Source organism: Streptococcus oralis (genome assembly GCF_022749195.1).
Classification (GTDB): domain Bacteria; phylum Bacillota; class Bacilli; order Lactobacillales; family Streptococcaceae; genus Streptococcus; species Streptococcus oralis_CI.
The window spans coordinates 878,278-894,268 of record NZ_CP094226.1 but is presented as its reverse complement, the minus strand read 5'-3'; the positions used below and the strand labels follow the sequence as shown (position 1 = coordinate 894,268).

At 40.2% G+C, this 15,991-nt stretch carries 12 protein-coding genes and 1 pseudogene; 2 read left to right on the top strand and 11 right to left on the bottom strand.

What is annotated here, in order from left to right; translation table 11 throughout:
* Positions 1-16 precede the first annotated feature (16 nt).
* The 5 genes from ligA to MP387_RS04360 form a co-directional block, all read right to left on the bottom strand.
* Positions 17-1,975, bottom strand: a complete 1,959-nt coding sequence (gene ligA / locus MP387_RS04380; RefSeq protein WP_242747959.1) for an NAD-dependent DNA ligase LigA — start codon at positions 1,973-1,975, stop codon at positions 17-19.
* Between the two features lie 88 nt (positions 1,976-2,063).
* The gene (locus MP387_RS04375; protein WP_242747957.1) at positions 2,064-3,242 is read right to left on the bottom strand and encodes an MFS transporter; all 1,179 of its coding nucleotides are present in this window, start codon (positions 3,240-3,242) and stop codon (positions 2,064-2,066) included.
* Positions 3,243-3,322: 80 nt separating this feature from the next.
* Positions 3,323-4,186, bottom strand: a complete 864-nt coding sequence (locus MP387_RS04370; protein WP_242747955.1) for an Rgg family transcriptional regulator — start codon at positions 4,184-4,186, stop codon at positions 3,323-3,325.
* Between the two features lie 3 nt (positions 4,187-4,189).
* On the bottom strand, positions 4,190-6,091 hold the full coding sequence (locus tag MP387_RS04365; protein WP_242747953.1) for an ABC-F family ATP-binding cassette domain-containing protein: 1,902 nt from the start codon (positions 6,089-6,091) through the stop codon (positions 4,190-4,192).
* 78 nt (positions 6,092-6,169) lie between these two features.
* Positions 6,170-7,324: a DUF4352 domain-containing protein gene (locus MP387_RS04360; RefSeq protein ID WP_242747950.1), complete on the bottom strand. Its 1,155-nt coding sequence runs from the start codon at positions 7,322-7,324 to the stop codon at positions 6,170-6,172.
* A gap of 408 nt (positions 7,325-7,732) precedes the next feature.
* Here MP387_RS04360 and MP387_RS04355 point away from each other — a divergent pair, with 408 nt between their 5' ends.
* Both MP387_RS04355 and MP387_RS04350 read left to right on the top strand, forming a co-directional pair.
* Positions 7,733-9,451: a phospho-sugar mutase gene (locus tag MP387_RS04355; RefSeq protein ID WP_242747949.1), complete on the top strand. Its 1,719-nt coding sequence runs from the start codon at positions 7,733-7,735 to the stop codon at positions 9,449-9,451.
* Positions 9,452-9,561: 110 nt separating this feature from the next.
* Entirely contained in the window at positions 9,562-9,909 is a 348-nt protein-coding gene (locus tag MP387_RS04350) for a DUF6568 family protein (RefSeq protein WP_242747947.1), read from the top strand.
* Positions 9,910-9,918: 9 nt separating this feature from the next.
* Here MP387_RS04350 and MP387_RS04345 read toward each other — a convergent pair.
* The 6 genes and pseudogenes from MP387_RS04345 to pta form a co-directional block, all read right to left on the bottom strand.
* A pseudogene (locus MP387_RS04345) lies at positions 9,919-10,695 on the bottom strand (potassium channel family protein); the annotation flags it as partial.
* Between the two features lie 111 nt (positions 10,696-10,806).
* Positions 10,807-11,616 carry an MBL fold metallo-hydrolase gene (locus MP387_RS04340; RefSeq protein ID WP_242747945.1) on the bottom strand — a complete coding sequence of 270 codons (810 nt, stop codon included), beginning with the start codon at positions 11,614-11,616 and terminating at the stop codon, positions 10,807-10,809.
* A 1-nt stretch (position 11,617) separates the two neighbouring features.
* A complete protein-coding gene (gene vicK / locus MP387_RS04335; protein WP_061413994.1) occupies positions 11,618-12,967 on the bottom strand; it encodes a cell wall metabolism sensor histidine kinase VicK in 1,350 nt (449 codons plus the stop codon).
* Positions 12,960-13,667, bottom strand: a complete 708-nt coding sequence (yycF, locus tag MP387_RS04330; RefSeq protein ID WP_000722058.1) for a response regulator YycF — start codon at positions 13,665-13,667, stop codon at positions 12,960-12,962. The genes vicK and yycF overlap by 8 nt, the downstream gene beginning before the upstream one ends.
* A 56-nt stretch (positions 13,668-13,723) precedes the next feature.
* The gene (gene mutY / locus MP387_RS04325) at positions 13,724-14,902 is read right to left on the bottom strand and encodes an A/G-specific adenine glycosylase (protein WP_242747943.1); all 1,179 of its coding nucleotides are present in this window, start codon (positions 14,900-14,902) and stop codon (positions 13,724-13,726) included.
* 82 nt (positions 14,903-14,984) lie between these two features.
* On the bottom strand, positions 14,985-15,959 hold the full coding sequence (pta, locus tag MP387_RS04320; protein ID WP_242747941.1) for a phosphate acetyltransferase: 975 nt from the start codon (positions 15,957-15,959) through the stop codon (positions 14,985-14,987).
* Positions 15,960-15,991 lie beyond the last annotated feature (32 nt).

Genomic DNA, 15,991 nt, shown 5'->3' with positions numbered 1-15,991 from the left:
AGTTTTCAACTATTCTTTACAAACTTTCTAGCCAAGCTTCATCACGAACCTCGATACCAAGTTCTTGTGCTTTTTGGAGCTTGCTTCCTGCATCTGCTCCTGCTACGACAAGATTCGTTTTCTTAGAAACACTGCCTGTAACTTTGGCACCAAGGCTTTCGAGTTTGCTTTTGGCTTCTGAGCGCGTGAGACGTTCCAATTTCCCCGTGAGTACAACGGTCAAACCTGACAAGGCTGCATCTGCCACTACTGTCTGCCCTTTGTAGTCCAGATTTACACCAGCTTCTTTCAACTCGTCTAAGAGAATCTTTGATCCTTCTGTAGCAAAATAAGTCTGAAGGCTTTGTGCAATCACACTACCCAAGCTCTCGATACTTGCTACTTCCTCAGGATCAGCTTGGGCTAGATTTTCAATAGAGTGGAAATGTTGGAGCAAGAGCTGACTAGCCTTGCTTCCAACATGGCGAATTCCCAGACCAAACAAGAGCTTTTCAGCAGAGTTTTCCTTGGATGCTTGAATAGCCTGATACAGTTTAGAAGCAGACTTTTCCTTGACACCTTCTAAAAGGAGGAAATCATCTTCTTTCAAACGGTAAATATCTGCCACATCATTAACTAGATTGGCGGCAAAAAGCTTTTCAACAATAGATGGTCCAAGCCCCGTAATATTCATGGCGTCTCGAGAGGCAAAGTGAATCAAACCTTCCATGATTTGGGCAGGACATCGTGGATTGATACAACGAAGAGCCACTTCATCTTCAAAATGAAGCAACTGACTGTCACAGCTCGGACAGTTAGTCGGAATATCTAGTTTTTCTTCAGAAACACGTTTAGACTCTACCACACGCAGAACAGCAGGGATGATATCTCCAGCCTTATAAACGATAACCGTATCATCTTTGCGGATATCCTTTTCAGCGATATAATCTACATTATGCAAGGTTGCACGGCTAACAGTTGTCCCAGCAAGCTGAACGGGTGTTAGATTGGCAGTCGGAGTCACAACACCCGTACGACCTACTGTCCAGTCAACTGAAAGGAGCTGGGCTTCTTTTTCTTCAGCGGGAAATTTATAGGCGATTGCCCACTTGGGCGCTTTAACAGTAAAGCCGAGTTCTTCTTGACCTGCTAGGTCGTTGACCTTGATTACCACTCCATCAATATCGTAAGGAAGTTTCTCCCGTTCTTGTCCTACTTCTTGGATGAAATCCCATATCTCATCTATACTTTTAGCCAATATTCGTTTAGGATTAACTACAAAACCAAGCTGTTCAAGATGCTCCAAGACTTTTTCTTGACTATCACGAGTAGAAGGGCTGGCTTCTTGATAGAGGAAAGTCGCAAGATTGCGTTTGGCCACTACTGCTGTATCCAGCTGACGGAGGGTTCCTGCAGCTGCGTTACGAGGATTAGCAAATTCAGGCTCTCCATTTTCTTGGCGAGCTTGGTTGACCTGGTCAAATGAAGCGCGTGGCATGTAACACTCTCCACGAACAGTGATATCAAGTTCTTCTGGCAAGGTCAAAGGAATGTCCTTGACACGCTTGAGGTTCTCTGTGATATTTTCACCAACAGAACCATCCCCACGTGTCGCACCGACAACCAAAATCCCCTTTTCATACGTAAGCGAGATAGACAAACCATCGATTTTCAGCTCGCAGATATAGATTGGATGGGGTAATTCCTTTCGAACACGCGCATCAAAAGCTTCTAACTCTTCACGTGAAAAAGCATCCTGCAAACTGTATAGAGGATACTGATGACTGTATTTTTCAAAACCATCTAAAACCTTACCACCAACACGATGGGTCGGACTGTCCGCTAAAACTTGATCTGGATAGGCAGCTTCCAATTCGACCAACTCTCGGTAGAGGCGATCATACTCGCTATCTGAAACCGAGGGATTGTCACTCGTATAGTACTCGGTCGCATAGCGGTTAAGTAAGGCAACTAACTCATTCATTCTTTCATTCATAATCCCATTTTACCACAAAGCAAGCCCTCCTCACAATAGAGAAGGGCTGAAAAATGATTCGTAGTGAAATATTTTCTAAAAAAAGAAATTATAACTCTTTTTTAAAATGACTTCGCACGTAAATGAGGGAGAAACAAGACAGGATGATAACCCCACTTCCAATTATCAGAAAAGAAGAGAGATGGACACTTGGTAGCACCGTCATAAAGCCTTTTGCAATCGGCATAAATAGGATGGCTAAGGTAAAAATGGTGCTTAGTACTCTTCCCAAGTATTCCCCCTCAACCTTGGTTTGCACCTGAGTAAAAAAGTGAATATTAAAAATCGTCATAAACAGTTCACAAACTAAATTTCCAGAAAAGGAAAGAAAAGTTGGCAGTGGTAACCCCATCATAAAAACTCCAACTCCAGTCAAAGCCAATAGAATCAAAAGATTATAAACACTTGCCTTTATTCTACTAGCTAGAAGAGCTCCGATAATCGAACCAATAGCTCCCATAGTCAAAATACTTGCATAAGCTCCTTCTACCCCGTATAGATGATTTGAAAAAGGGAGAAGAAATTCAAAAGCTGCAAAAAAGAAATTAACACTGGAAGCTACTAACAAAAGGAAAAAGATCTCTTGCTGGCGCCAAATATAGCCCAGTCCTTCCTTCATATCAGAAAAAATATTTTTCCAGCTGAAAGTCTTTTTCTCTTGTTCCTGAATCTCTTTTTTGGGGAGGAAAGCTACTAAGGTAAATGCGATGAAAAAACTAATGGCATCTAAAACGAGCGTCATATGGAGACTGGCAAATTGTAAAACGAGGAAAGAAAGTACAGGGGAGCTAACACCTACAACTTGCAAAACGAGCTCTAAGCGAGCATTATAGGTCACAATCTCGTCTTTCTCTACAACCTCAGTTATAATGGCTTTATTGGCTGTACGAGAAAATGCAAAGGCAATCGCCTGAACAATATTGGCAAAAATCAAGGCAGCAATCATCAAGCTATCATTTCTGATGAAAGAAATAGCTAAGCAAAGAACGCCACAAATCAAGTCCATCGTCATCAAAATTTTGCGACGCGAAAAGCGGTCTGAAATCACTCCGCCAAAGGGATTGACCAGAATCGATGTGACGAGTTCAGAAATCTGATAAATCCCAAGAACAGTCTGACCTATCGTTCCCATTGATGCCAACCAAACACTGTTTCCATAATCATAGAGCATATTTCCTATCTTATTAATAGCACCACGACTAATCAACTGGATTGCATGTCGATTCATATAAAAAGCTCCTCTCAAATTTTGAAACTATTGTATCAAAATTGAAAGGAGTTTCTTTATTTTTCCCTTATTTGGGAAATTTAAGCATTTACAAATTTTTCATAATGTTCCTGATAGTAAGCCACTTGCTCAGGAAGTCCAAGCACATCAAAAATATGTATAGCCTCCTGCATCTGACTACAACCCTCTTCTTTCAAGTCTCTCTGGTAGAGGGCAAAACCTTTGAGATAATGGAAGATATTACGCTCATAAAGCTTGATACCATTTCCAATCAACTTCTCTACATTGCCCTCAAAATAGTCCGCATCCGCAAAGGTACGGTTTTCCAAACAATGCTGGTAACAGTTAAGAGCTAAAATCAAAACAAGTTTACGATGCCGACCAATTTCCTTGTAGTAGTCTTCTCGCTCCATAACTTCTCTGCCAATCCGAGCCACATAGTCCACATTGTAGAAAGTATAGAGGTTACCGAAAAGAATCAACTCATACATGGTCCATTCTTCTGTTTGAAAAAGATAATCTGCTACCTTTTCCAAATCACTCTGACTCATCGTATAATGAGCATCTCTTTGACAAATCAGACCTTGTAGCAGAATCCAATTCAGCTCAAAATAGAGGGGATTGGTCGAACTCTTAGCCTTTTCAAGTTGTTCTCTTTGAAGCTTTTGAAAACCTGCAATATTATTTGAGTAGTAAAGCGGAATAATCTGTGCCATCAAGGCAACATGTTCATGATTTTGAAAATCTCTAGCCTTGTCCATGAAATTTTCAATAGTCACATGAATATTGTCCAAAATCTCAAAGAAACGAGAAACTGCTAGATCAGACTCCCCAAGCTCGAAGCGAGATAACTGAGAGGTTGAACATGATTCACCTGCCGCCTCTTTTAAGGAGTACTTCCCACTTGTTCGAAATTCACGAAATACCTTTCCAAGATGTTCCATTTCTTACACCTGCTCCGATAATCCTTCCCACTCAAGCATAGCTTCTTCCTGACGATGGCTGATTTTGTCCAGTTCAGTCTGCAATTCCATGAGCTTTTCAGCATCGTTGGTTTCCAGCATTTGTTCAGAAATGACTTGGCTTTTAGTTTCTAACTCTTCTATTTCAGCCTCTAAACTCTCTATTTGGCGCATGAGCTTACGGGATTCTTTCTGACTTTCTTTCTGGGCCTGATAGTCATTAGATGGACTTGCTTCTTTTGCTTGATTACTCATTGAAGCTTCCTCTGTCTGACTGACTTCTATTTCAGCCTTTTTATCAACATAGTAGTCATAATCTCCAAGGTAGAGGGTTGAACCACTCTCAGACAATTCCAGTACATGAGTGGCTACACGATTGATAAAGTAACGGTCGTGGCTGACAAAAAGAAGGGTTCCATCAAAATCAATCAGAGCATTTTCTAACACTTCCTTGCTATCAATATCCAAGTGGTTGGTCGGCTCGTCCAAAATCAAGAAATTGTTGTTTTCCATTGAAAGTTTGGCAAGCAACAGACGAGCTCGTTCACCACCAGACAGCATTCCGACTGACTTTTTAACATCATCACCAGAGAAGAGGAAGGCACCAAGACGGTTGCGGATTTCAACTTCTGGTGTCAGTTTAAAATCATTCCAAAGTTCATCCAGAACCGTATTACTTGGTGTTAGCTTGCTTTGGGTTTGGTCATAGTAACCAACATCCACATTAGCGCCAAAACGCCTCTCTCCCTTGATAAAAGGGATCTGGTCTACTATTGACTTGATAAAGGTTGATTTGCCAATACCATTTGGTCCGACAATCGCAACAGCATTCATCTTACGAAGGTCTAGGTTGATAGGTTCTGAGAGTATTTCCCCATCATAACCAATAGACGCATTTTCAACGGTCAAAACGACATTTCCTGACGTTTTTTCAGACTGGAAGGTCATATTGGCTGATTTCTTGCCAGCTTCAGGCTTGTCCAAACGCTCCATTTTTTCTAGTTGTTTACGGCGAGATTGAGCACGTTTGGTCGTTGAAGCTCGGACTAGATTGCGATTGACAAAGTCTTCTAGAGCAGCGATTTCCTTTTGTTGCTTTTCATAGTTTTTTGCCTCAGTAGCTAGCTTTTGCTCCTTTAACTCAACAAAGCGAGAGTAATTGCCTACATAACGATCTAAGGAATGCTTGGTCAAATCCAGTGTAACAGTCGCAACCTTGTCCAAAAAGTAACGGTCGTGACTGACAATAATGAGGGCGCCGCTATAGTTCACCAAGTAACTCTCTAGCCAGGCTATGGTTTCAATATCCAAGTGGTTGGTTGGCTCGTCCAAGACTAAGAGATTGGGCTTTTCAAGAAGCATTTTAGCCAGTGCCAGACGGGTATTTTGACCACCCGAAAGCTCGGCAATTTTCATCTGCCACATAGACTCGTCAAACTTGAATCCATTCAAAATCGATCGAATATCAGCTTCGTAGGTAAAGCCACCAGCCTGACGGAAATTCTCTGATAAACGATCATAATCCGCCATCAGTTTATCTAGATCTTCACCAGACTTTTCACCCATCTCCAACTCCATCTGACGCAGTTGTGTCTCTGTCCGACGCAAGTCATCAAAGACGTGAAGCATTTCATCGTAGATGGTATTTTCAGACTCAAAACGGCTATCTTGGGCTAGGTAAGACAGAGAGATATCTTTTTTCTTATTAATTTCTCCACTAGTTGGCTCCTCTTCTCCAACCATAATCTTTAAAAGAGTAGACTTACCTGCACCATTTTTCCCAACAAGAGCAATTCGGTCTCGTTCATCTACCTGCAGATTAATATTATCAAAAAGAACCTCACCAGCAAAAGATCGTTCAATTTTATTAGCTTGTAAAATAATCATATCTCTATTTTACTATCTTTTTCTCTTTTGCACAATTGCAACGAAAAAAGTTCGAGTCATAAACCCGAACCTTTTATATTAGTATCCAATGCCGCCACGGAATGTGCGAGCCATATCTTTCAATTCATAGTTTTTAGAAGAGGTATCGATGGTCCATTTTCCATCTTTCTTGGTCATTTTAATTTCATAACCCTCTTTCTTCATGTTATCACTAGTGTCTAGTGGAGTTGAATCAAATTGACTTGGAGCATTTTCTAAAATGTACTTCTCACCAGCTTTCATAGCTTCTGAGTAGTTGCTATATTTACCTTTGTTTTCTTCGTAGAATTTACGACTCAATTCATGAACATTCAAGTTATCCAAGTCGATTGTTTCTGGTCTAACATAAACAACAGCATAATCAGGCAAGTATGTCTTCACCTTGTAATCAACTTTTGCTCTCTTAGCATTTGCTTTGATGTAGGCATCTGCGAATGTTCTAAGTTCTGAATCAGAAGGTTTGTAGTTATAGAAACCTTTTCCGAATGACTCTGTAAATTTCTTGATAAACTCTTCTTTATCAACTTTCGCATCGTTTGTGAATTCAGCACTATTATCAGAAGATTTTTTATCATCAGCAAGCGCAACAACTTGTGACTTATTATCAGTAGCACTTAGGTTCGTTCCACCACCAGAACTTTCCCCATTAAGGTAAACAGCATCGACATATTTTTTCATTACATCTTTCGCTTCATCAATATTGTCTTCATACTGACTTGGATCCACCTTGATTGCTACATCGTTATTCTTTTTAGAATTTTCTTTGATGTCATCGTAAAAGCTAGGTGCGAAGTGGAGTTCATACTTAGCGTTCTTGTCGACTTCATATACTACATAACCAGCAACGCTCTTTCCTTTAGAAAGACTATCACCATATGACATAAATTTAGTTTTACTGTCGCTTTCGTAGATTTGAATTGGTTGTAATTTTTCATCTTTTTCATTATAAAGCGTAATATCTTGGCTAGTAAAACTAAACTGTTTATCACGATTGTTCTTGATTTCGACTTGAAGCGCAAGGTAGCTTGAAGATGAATCTTCATCTTTAGGCAATACAAACATACCGTCTTTTACTGAAACTTCAAAGTTTGAGTTCGAGGCAGTACCATTGTCGCTTGCTTTTTTTTGAGCTCCACAAGCAACAAGTGCTAAAGCTGATAAAAGCAAAGCAGAATGCTTAAGAATTTTTTTCATAATGGATTCTCCTTTAATGATTTACTATATTTTACCATACGCCCTATAAAATTCAAAACAGAAACCAGATATTTTCAAAATATCTTAAATTTATAGAGTTTTAACTTAAATTTTTCTATCTGTTCATTTGATACATTAAAGGATTCTTTATAAAAAGAATAGAATACAATATTGACGATTTACTTTATTTAATCATTCCACAAAAATACTATAAACTTTTAATATTTTAAAAAATTAGATAATTGATTTTCATCGCTAACTTAGTATAAGTAAGCACAGTACTCACCATTTAACCACAAAAAAGAAAAAGTAAATTTCCTACATTTTAAGTTATGCTAACGTTTTACTAAAATGTCAAATCGTGATATAATGAAAGCGATTAAAGCAAATAAACAAAGGAGACACTCTATGACTTACCAAGAAAATTATCAAAAATGGGTCGATTTTGCTAACCTTCCAGACTACCTTCGTCAAGATTTAGAAAATATGGACGAAAAAACTAAGGAAGATGCCTTTTATACCAATCTTGAATTTGGTACTGCTGGTATGCGTGGTTTGATCGGTGCTGGTACAAACCGCATCAATATCTATGTTGTTCGTCAAGCCACCGAAGGTTTGGCTCGTTTGATTGAGTCAAAAGGCGGAAATGAAAAAGAACGTGGTGTAGCAATTGCCTACGATAGCCGTCACTTCTCACCTGAGTTTGCCTTTGAATCTGCTGCAGTTCTTGCAAAACATGGTATCAAATCTTACGTATTTGAAAGCCTCCGTCCAACTCCAGAACTGTCATTTGCAGTTCGTTACCTCAACTGTTTCGCAGGTATCATGATTACTGCCAGTCACAACCCTGCTCCATTTAATGGTTATAAGGTTTACGGAGAAGACGGTGGACAAATGCCTCCACACGATGCAGACGCTTTGACTACTTATATTCGTGCTATCGAAAATCCATTCGCTGTGGAAGTTGCTGATGTGGAAACTGAAAAAGCTTCTGGTTTGATTGAAGTCATTGGCGAAGCTGTTGATGCAGAATACCTTAAAGAAGTTAAAGACGTAAACATCAACCCAACCTTGATTGAAGAATTCGGTAAAGACATGAAGATTGTCTACACACCACTCCATGGTACGGGTGAAATGTTGGCTCGTCGTGCTCTTGCCCAAGCTGGATTTGATTCTGTTCAAGTTGTTGAAGCACAAGCAACTGCAGATCCTGACTTCTCAACTGTGAAATCTCCAAACCCAGAAAGCCAAGCTGCCTTTGCCCTTGCTGAAGAACTTGGTCGTCAAGTTGGCGCTGATGTTCTTGTGGCAACTGACCCTGATGCTGACCGTGTTGGTGTTGAAGTCCTTCAAAAAGATGGAAGCTACCTCAACCTTTCAGGTAACCAAATCGGCGCTATCATGGCTAAATACATCTTGGAAGCACACAAAAATGCTGGAACTCTTCCTGAAAATGCTGCTCTCTGCAAATCCATCGTATCAACTGACTTGGTAACGAAGATTGCTGAAAGTTACGGCGCAACCATGTTCAACGTTTTGACAGGTTTCAAATTTATCGCTGAAAAAATTCAAGAATTTGAAGAAAAACACAATCACACTTACATGATGGGATTTGAAGAAAGCTTCGGTTACTTGATTAAGCCATTCGTACGTGATAAAGATGCTATCCAAGCCGTTCTTGTCGTTGCTGAGCTTGCTGCCTACTACCGTTCACGTGGTTTGACACTTGCTGACGGTATCGAAGAAATCTACAAAGAATACGGCTACTACGCTGAAAAGACCATCTCTGTTACCCTTTCTGGTGTTGATGGAGCTGAACAAATCAAAGCCATTATGGCTAAGTTCCGTAACAATGCTCCAAAAGAATGGAACACAACAGCTATCACTGTCGTAGAAGACTTCAAGGCTCAAACTGCTACTGCTGCTGATGGTACTGTTACAAACTTGACAACTCCTCCAAGTGATGTTTTGAAATACACACTTGCTGACGGTTCATGGATTGCAGTTCGCCCTTCTGGTACAGAACCAAAAATCAAATTCTACATTGCTGTTGTGGGTGAAAGCAATGAAGATTCACAAGCTAAGATTGCCAACATCGAAGCAGAAATCAATGCCTTTGTTAAATAAGAAATTATAAAAGATGAGATCAACCAATCTCATCTTTTTTCGTATCAAATCTAAGCATTTTTAGAAACTTTATGGCATACTAGACTTATCAATGAAAGCGAGGTAATCTCATGGAACAATTTTTAGAAAACATCAAAGACCTTGAAGTCACTACAGTTGCGCGTGCGCAAGAAGCACTTGATAAGAAAGAAACTGCAACCTTCTTTATCGGTCGCAAAACTTGCCCTTACTGCCGTAAATTTGCTGGCACATTGGCAGGTGTCGTAGCTGAAACTAAAGCCCACATCTACTTCATCAACAGTGAAGAACCAAGCCAACTCAAGGAATTGCAAGAATTCCGCTCACATTATGGAATTCCAACCGTACCAGGATTTGTTCACATTGCAGATGGCCAAATCAATGTCCGTTGCGACTCTTCCATGTCCGCACAAGAAATCAAGGAATTTGCTGGATTGTAAAAAAACCACTCATCGAGTGGTTTTTTTATGGTCTAAATTATTTTTTTCAAGCAAGTCTTGTATCATTCTATGCAGTTCTTCTATCTTTTCAGATTGTTTCTCTAGTAATATCCTTTGACTCCGTAATTCGTCTTGGAGTTTATCAAATTTTATCTGCTCATCTGGATTATCCTTTACAAAAAAGTTTGTCAAAGTACTTGTTAACATCCCTATTGTGCCAATACCAACAAGCATTAGTAAAACAGCTAACCACTTCCCAAAAATCGACGCAGGAACAATATCTCCATAACCAACAGTCGTTACAGTCACAAGCGCCCACCAAAGACTATCTGAGAAAGTTTTTTCTTCAACAACAGATAAAATTGAACTACCTACCAGTACAATAAAGGAATTGAGATAGAAAATATAAAGTAAGCCATTTGTTCGTAAGAGTTTTCCAACCTTTTTTTCCAACTTGCCAGTCAATCCAACGACTCTTAAAAGACGAGTTAGTTTCAGTAATTTTGTCAGCCTTGCTAAGCGGAAGATACGCCCTAAGCGAAATACTGTAAAAATAGCATTCAAAGGAAGGATAGCTAGCAAATCGAAGATATTTTCAAGTATAAATCTCCATTTTTCTTTACTTGAAAAAAACCGCCAACCATAATCCACCGCAAAGATAAACCAAAGTAGTAAGTCAATAATACTATAGGGTGGATTATCCAAATCAATCATCTCAGCAAATCCAAGCAAAACAAGGACAACGGATATCAATGCAAGAATGATAATCGTTGTGTCATAGTAATCCTTTAATAATCATTTTCTCTTCACACTACTACTCCTTTAGTTATTTTTATCATTATACCACACTAAAACCCTGATAAAGTACAAAACAAAAGAAGGCACTCGCCTTCTTTTTTATATATCTGTTAATGGTGTTGCAGTATCTGGTGAGGTATCATAAACCTTAAAGTCTACTCCGACTCCCAGATCAGCCTGGGCTAACTGATTGACCATAGTCATATGAGCCAGCTCCTTGATATTGTTCTCTTTGGATAAATGCCCAAGATAGATTTTCTTAGTCCGATTTCCCATTGCACGAATCATGGCTTCAGCACCGTCCTCGTTGGAAAGGTGACCGAGATCCGATAGGATTCGTTGTTTGAGTCGCCAAGCATAAGATCCTGCTCGCAAGATTTCTACGTCGTGGTTGGACTCGATGAGATAACCGTCAGCATTTTCGACAATCCCAGCCATACGGTCACTGACATAACCTGTATCGGTCAACATGACGAAGCTCTTGTCGTCTTTCATAAATCGGTAAAACTGGGGTGCTACTGCATCATGGCTAACACCAAAACTCTCAATGTCGATATCGCCAAAGGTTTTGGTTTTGCCCATTTCAAAGATATGCTTTTGTGAAGAATCAACCTTGCCGAGGTACTTACTATTTTCCATAGCCCGCCAAGTCTTTTCATTGGCGTAAAGATCCATACCATATTTGCGAGCCAAGACACCGACTCCGTGGATATGGTCTGAATGCTCATGCGTAATCAAGATTGCATCCAGATCTTCAGGTTTACGATTGATTTCAGCTAGTAGGCTGGTAATCTTCTTACCAGACAGGCCTGCATCCACTAGGATTTTCTTTTTTGGGGTTTCCAGATAAAAGGAATTTCCACTGGAACCTGATGCTAAAATACTGTATTTAAAGCCTATTTCACTCATTCTAGTCTTCTATTTCGTCCTCCCATATTTCTTCTTTTACGGCATCCTTATCATAAGGGAGCACTATGGTAAAGGTTGAGCCCTTACCGTATTCACTTTTGGCCCAGATAAATCCATTGTGTTGCTTGATGATTTCTTTTGCTATCGCAAGACCTAAACCAGTACCACCTTGAGCCCGGCTTCTTGCACGATCTACACGGTAAAAGCGGTCAAAAATCTTCGGCAAATCTTGCTTTGGAATACCTAGACCTTGGTCTTTGATGGATAAAATCATCTGGTCATCTGTGGTCTTCATGCTGACAGTAATTTTTCCACCATCTGGTGAATACTTGATGGCATTGTTAAGAATATTATCAATCACCTGAGTCATCTTATCGGTATCAATCTCGATCCAAACTGAATTAATAGGGTAATCTCTAACAAGTTCATATTTTTTCTCGTCATCCTGACTTCTCATCTTATCAAACCGGTTGAGAATAAAGGTGATGAATGCAGTAAAATTAATCAATTCCACATCTAGCTGACTTGTCGCATTATCAATACGAGAGAGATGTAAGAGATCTGTCACCATCCGCATCATACGGTTGGTTTCATCGAGTGAAACCTTGATAAAATCAGGGGCAACAGGATCATAAAGAGCTCCCTCGTCCAAGGCTTCAAGATAAGATTTTACACTGGTCAAAGGAGTCCGCAACTCGTGACTCACGTTCGAAACAAAGAGTCTTCGCTCACGCTCTTCCTTCTCCTGCTCAGTCGTATCATGTAAAACGGCAACCAAACCAGAGATGAACCCTGACTCACGGCGAACCAGAGCAAAACGTACACGAAGGCTTAGATACTCCCCATTCACATCCTGGGAATCAATCGTCAGCTCAGGTATCTGTGTAATTAGATCACGCAGCTCATACTCATCTTCTATCTTAAGCAATTCGAGGATGCTTTTATTCAGAACATCTTCTTTCTGCACACCGAGCTGTTTCTTGGCCATGTCATTAATCATGGTAATCTGGCCACGACGATTGGTCGCAAGAACGCCATCTGTCATGTAAGAAAGAATACTGTTCAATCGTTTACTCTCTTGTTCCAGATTTTCCTGGGTCAAACGAATAACTTCTGACAAATCGTTCAGATTATTGGTGATATTGGTGATTTCTGTACTTCCTTGCAAGTCCAAAACTTGAGAATAATCACCTGCAATCAAGTCCTTAACCTTTTGATTTATCTCCTTTAGACGAATATTATCCCGACGATTTTCCAGTAACAGCAAGGTCACCACCAGGATAAAGCCAAGTAAAATCAAGATAAAGATAAAATCGCTGGTCAAGATAGTTTGTCTAATATCTTCAATCATTATTTCTCATATAGTATCCAACACCACGACGTGTGAGAATGTACTCTGGACGGCTTGGTGTGTCTTCGATCTTTTCACGCAATCGTCTAATGGTCACGTCCACAGTACGAACATCACCAAAATAGTCATAACCCCATACAGTCTCAAGCAAGTGTTCACGCGTAATCACTTGTCCAATATGAGACGCCAAGTGATACAAGAGTTCAAACTCACGGTGGGTCAAATCTAACTCCTCACCATATTTCTTAGCCACGTAAGCATCTGGAACGATTTCCAAATCACCAATTTGTAAAGGCTGGGTCTTCTTCTCATCAGACTCTTGGCTATCCACAGAAACCAAGTCTGTACGACGAAGCAGAGCCTTGACACGAGCCTGCAACTCACGGTTTGAGAAAGGTTTTGTAACATAATCATCTGCACCTAACTCTAAACCAATAACCTTGTCAAATTCGCTATCCTTAGCTGATAGCATGATAATCGGCACGCTACTAGTCTTACGAATAGCTTTAGCAACTTCTAAACCATCTATTTCAGGTAGCATCAAGTCGAGGATAATAATATCCGGTTGCTCAGCTTCAAATAGCTCGATTGCCTCACGACCATTGAAGGCTGTAACGACTTCATAACCTTCCTTGGCCATATTAAACTTAATAATATCTGAGATTGGTTTCTCATCATCTACAATTAATATTTTTTTCATTTTATCACCTTTTCTCTATCTATTATAACAAAAAAATGCAAAGAAGGCACAAATGGCTACTGTAGGCCTTTATCTTCAAAAGTTGTTTTATAAGCCTGCCAAATTTTTTGCTGAGGTTTCGCAAGTGGATAGTCAGAAAACTCCTGAGGAGAAACCCAACGAATTTCTCTGTCCGAAAACTGTTTTGTTTCCAACACTTGACCAGCTAGGATTTGAATATGCCATTTCCGATGACTAAATACATGCTTGACCTGGTCAAATACTTGCTGGGACCAATTAACTTCTAAATCATAATCCTGCTCAAAGTTTTCTTGAGGACTTGGCCCAAATACTCTTCTTTCCTCTTTGACTTGAGAAAAGAGATCTAGCTGATCGTCATCACTTGAGAAATCATCAACTTCAATCAATGGGAAATGCCAAAAACCAGCTAGTAGTTTCTCGCTTTCGTTTTTCTCAAGTAGATATTGACCATGGTCATTGCGTACAACCAAAGCCTTGAGATAGATTGGGAGGGGCTTTTTCTTGGGTTCTTTAATCGGATATACATCCATAGTTCCGTTCTGATAGGCTGCGCTAAAGTCCTTAACAGGGCTTTCTTCTGGTCGAGGGTTAACTGGGGCATCTATATCTGACCCTAAATCCATCAGAGCTTGGTTAAAGTCACCTGGTCGTTTCGGGTCAATCAAGATTTCCATCATAGCCTGAAAAATTTTGCGATTGCTGGGAACTCCGATATCATGATTAATCTCAAATAAGCGTGCCAAAACCCGCATGACATTGCCATCAACCGCTGGCTCAGGCAAATTAAAAGCGATACTGGAAATAGCTCCCGCAGTGTAAGGGCCAATCCCTTTTAAACTAGAAATTCCTTCATAGGTATTTGGAAATTGCCCCCTAAAGTCAGTCATAATCTGCTGGGCTGCAGCCTGCATATTGCGCACTCGAGAATAATAGCCCAATCCCTCCCAAGCCTTCAACAAACGTTCTTCAGGGGCATTGGCCAGACTTTCAACTGTTGGAAACCAGTCCAAGAATCGTTCGTAGTATGGAATAACTGTATCCACTCTAGTCTGCTGGAGCATGATTTCAGATACCCAGATGTGATAAGGATTTTTACTTCTCCTCCAAGGTAAATCTCGCTTGTTTTCATCATACCAGTTGAGGAGTTTTTGACGAAAAGAAATGATCTTCTCCTCTGGCCACATGACGATTCCGTATTCTTTCAAATCTAACATATATCTAGTATAACATAGAAGCTTCTAACTGTCCTTTTCTCAGTACTAAAAAGCCTCTTCCCATAGGAAAGAGGACTAAATCTTATTGATGAACTGCTTGAGCTGCTGTGATAAGGGTCAACTTGTACACATCATCTGCATTACATCCACGAGAAAGGTCGTTAACAGGTTTGTTCAAACCTTGCAAAACAGGTCCTACTGCCGCAAAACCACCAAGGCGCTCAGCCATCTTATAGCCAATATTTCCGGCTTCGATACCTGGGAAGATAAACACATTTGCTTGACCAGCTACCGTACTTCCTGGAGCTTTTAGAGCTGCAGTTTCGGGAACAAAGGCCGCATCAAATTGCAACTCACCATCAATCTCAAGATCAGGACGCAAGTCGTGAGCAATTTTTGTAGCTTCCACTACCTTGTCAACACTTTCACCAAAACCTGAACCTTTAGTAGAATAGCTTAGCATAGCAATTTTAGGTTCAATACCAAACATCTTAGCTGTGATTGCTGAGTTGATGGCAATTTCAGCCAAGGCTTCTGCATCTGGATTGATATTAATGGCACAGTCTCCAAATAGATAACGTTCTGTACCGCGTATCATGAGGAAGGCACCTGAAGTACGAGTTACATTTGGACGAGTTTTGATGATTTGTAGGGCTGGGCGAACTGTTGAGGCAGTTGAATGAATAGCACCAGATACCATACCGTCAACCAAGCCCAAGTAGACTAGCATCACACCAAAGTAGTTGACATCTTCAACCAAAACTTTGCGCGCTTCTTCTTCAGTCATTTTGCCCTTACGACGCTCTACCAAGGCAGCAACCATTTCTTCAAATCGAGGATAGTGTTGAGGGTCAATGACTTCATAACCATCCATGATCCCTTCGATTTCGAGATAAATTTTAATTTTTTCAGGGTTTCCGAGCAAAACAGGAATCACTTCTGTTTCTTTTACCAAGCGTTTTGTCGCTTGAAGAATACGAGGTTCTTCCCCTTCAGGGAGAACGATACGAGCATTTTTGCCAACCAGGTTGGCTTTGAGACTTTCAAAAACTTCCATGAGTTTTCTCCTTTAAGAAAATAAATTATACT

Coding starts and splice junctions, on each gene's coding strand:
- MP387_RS04365 (WP_242747953.1), bottom strand. CDS start 6,091: ATGATTATTTTACAAGCTAATAAAATTGAACGATCTTTTGCTGGTGAG.
- vicK (WP_061413994.1), bottom strand. CDS start 12,967: ATGATTGAAGATATTAGACAAACTATCTTGACCAGCGATTTTATCTTT.
- mutY (WP_242747943.1), bottom strand. CDS start 14,902: ATGTTAGATTTGAAAGAATACGGAATCGTCATGTGGCCAGAGGAGAAG.
- MP387_RS04350 (WP_242747947.1), top strand. CDS start 9,562: ATGGAACAATTTTTAGAAAACATCAAAGACCTTGAAGTCACTACAGTT.
- ligA (WP_242747959.1), bottom strand. CDS start 1,975: ATGAATGAAAGAATGAATGAGTTAGTTGCCTTACTTAACCGCTATGCG.
- MP387_RS04340 (WP_242747945.1), bottom strand. CDS start 11,616: ATGAGTGAAATAGGCTTTAAATACAGTATTTTAGCATCAGGTTCCAGT.
- MP387_RS04360 (WP_242747950.1), bottom strand. CDS start 7,324: ATGAAAAAAATTCTTAAGCATTCTGCTTTGCTTTTATCAGCTTTAGCA.
- yycF (WP_000722058.1), bottom strand. CDS start 13,667: ATGAAAAAAATATTAATTGTAGATGATGAGAAACCAATCTCAGATATT.
- MP387_RS04355 (WP_242747949.1), top strand. CDS start 7,733: ATGACTTACCAAGAAAATTATCAAAAATGGGTCGATTTTGCTAACCTT.
- pta (WP_242747941.1), bottom strand. CDS start 15,959: ATGGAAGTTTTTGAAAGTCTCAAAGCCAACCTGGTTGGCAAAAATGCT.
- MP387_RS04375 (WP_242747957.1), bottom strand. CDS start 3,242: ATGAATCGACATGCAATCCAGTTGATTAGTCGTGGTGCTATTAATAAG.
- MP387_RS04370 (WP_242747955.1), bottom strand. CDS start 4,186: ATGGAACATCTTGGAAAGGTATTTCGTGAATTTCGAACAAGTGGGAAG.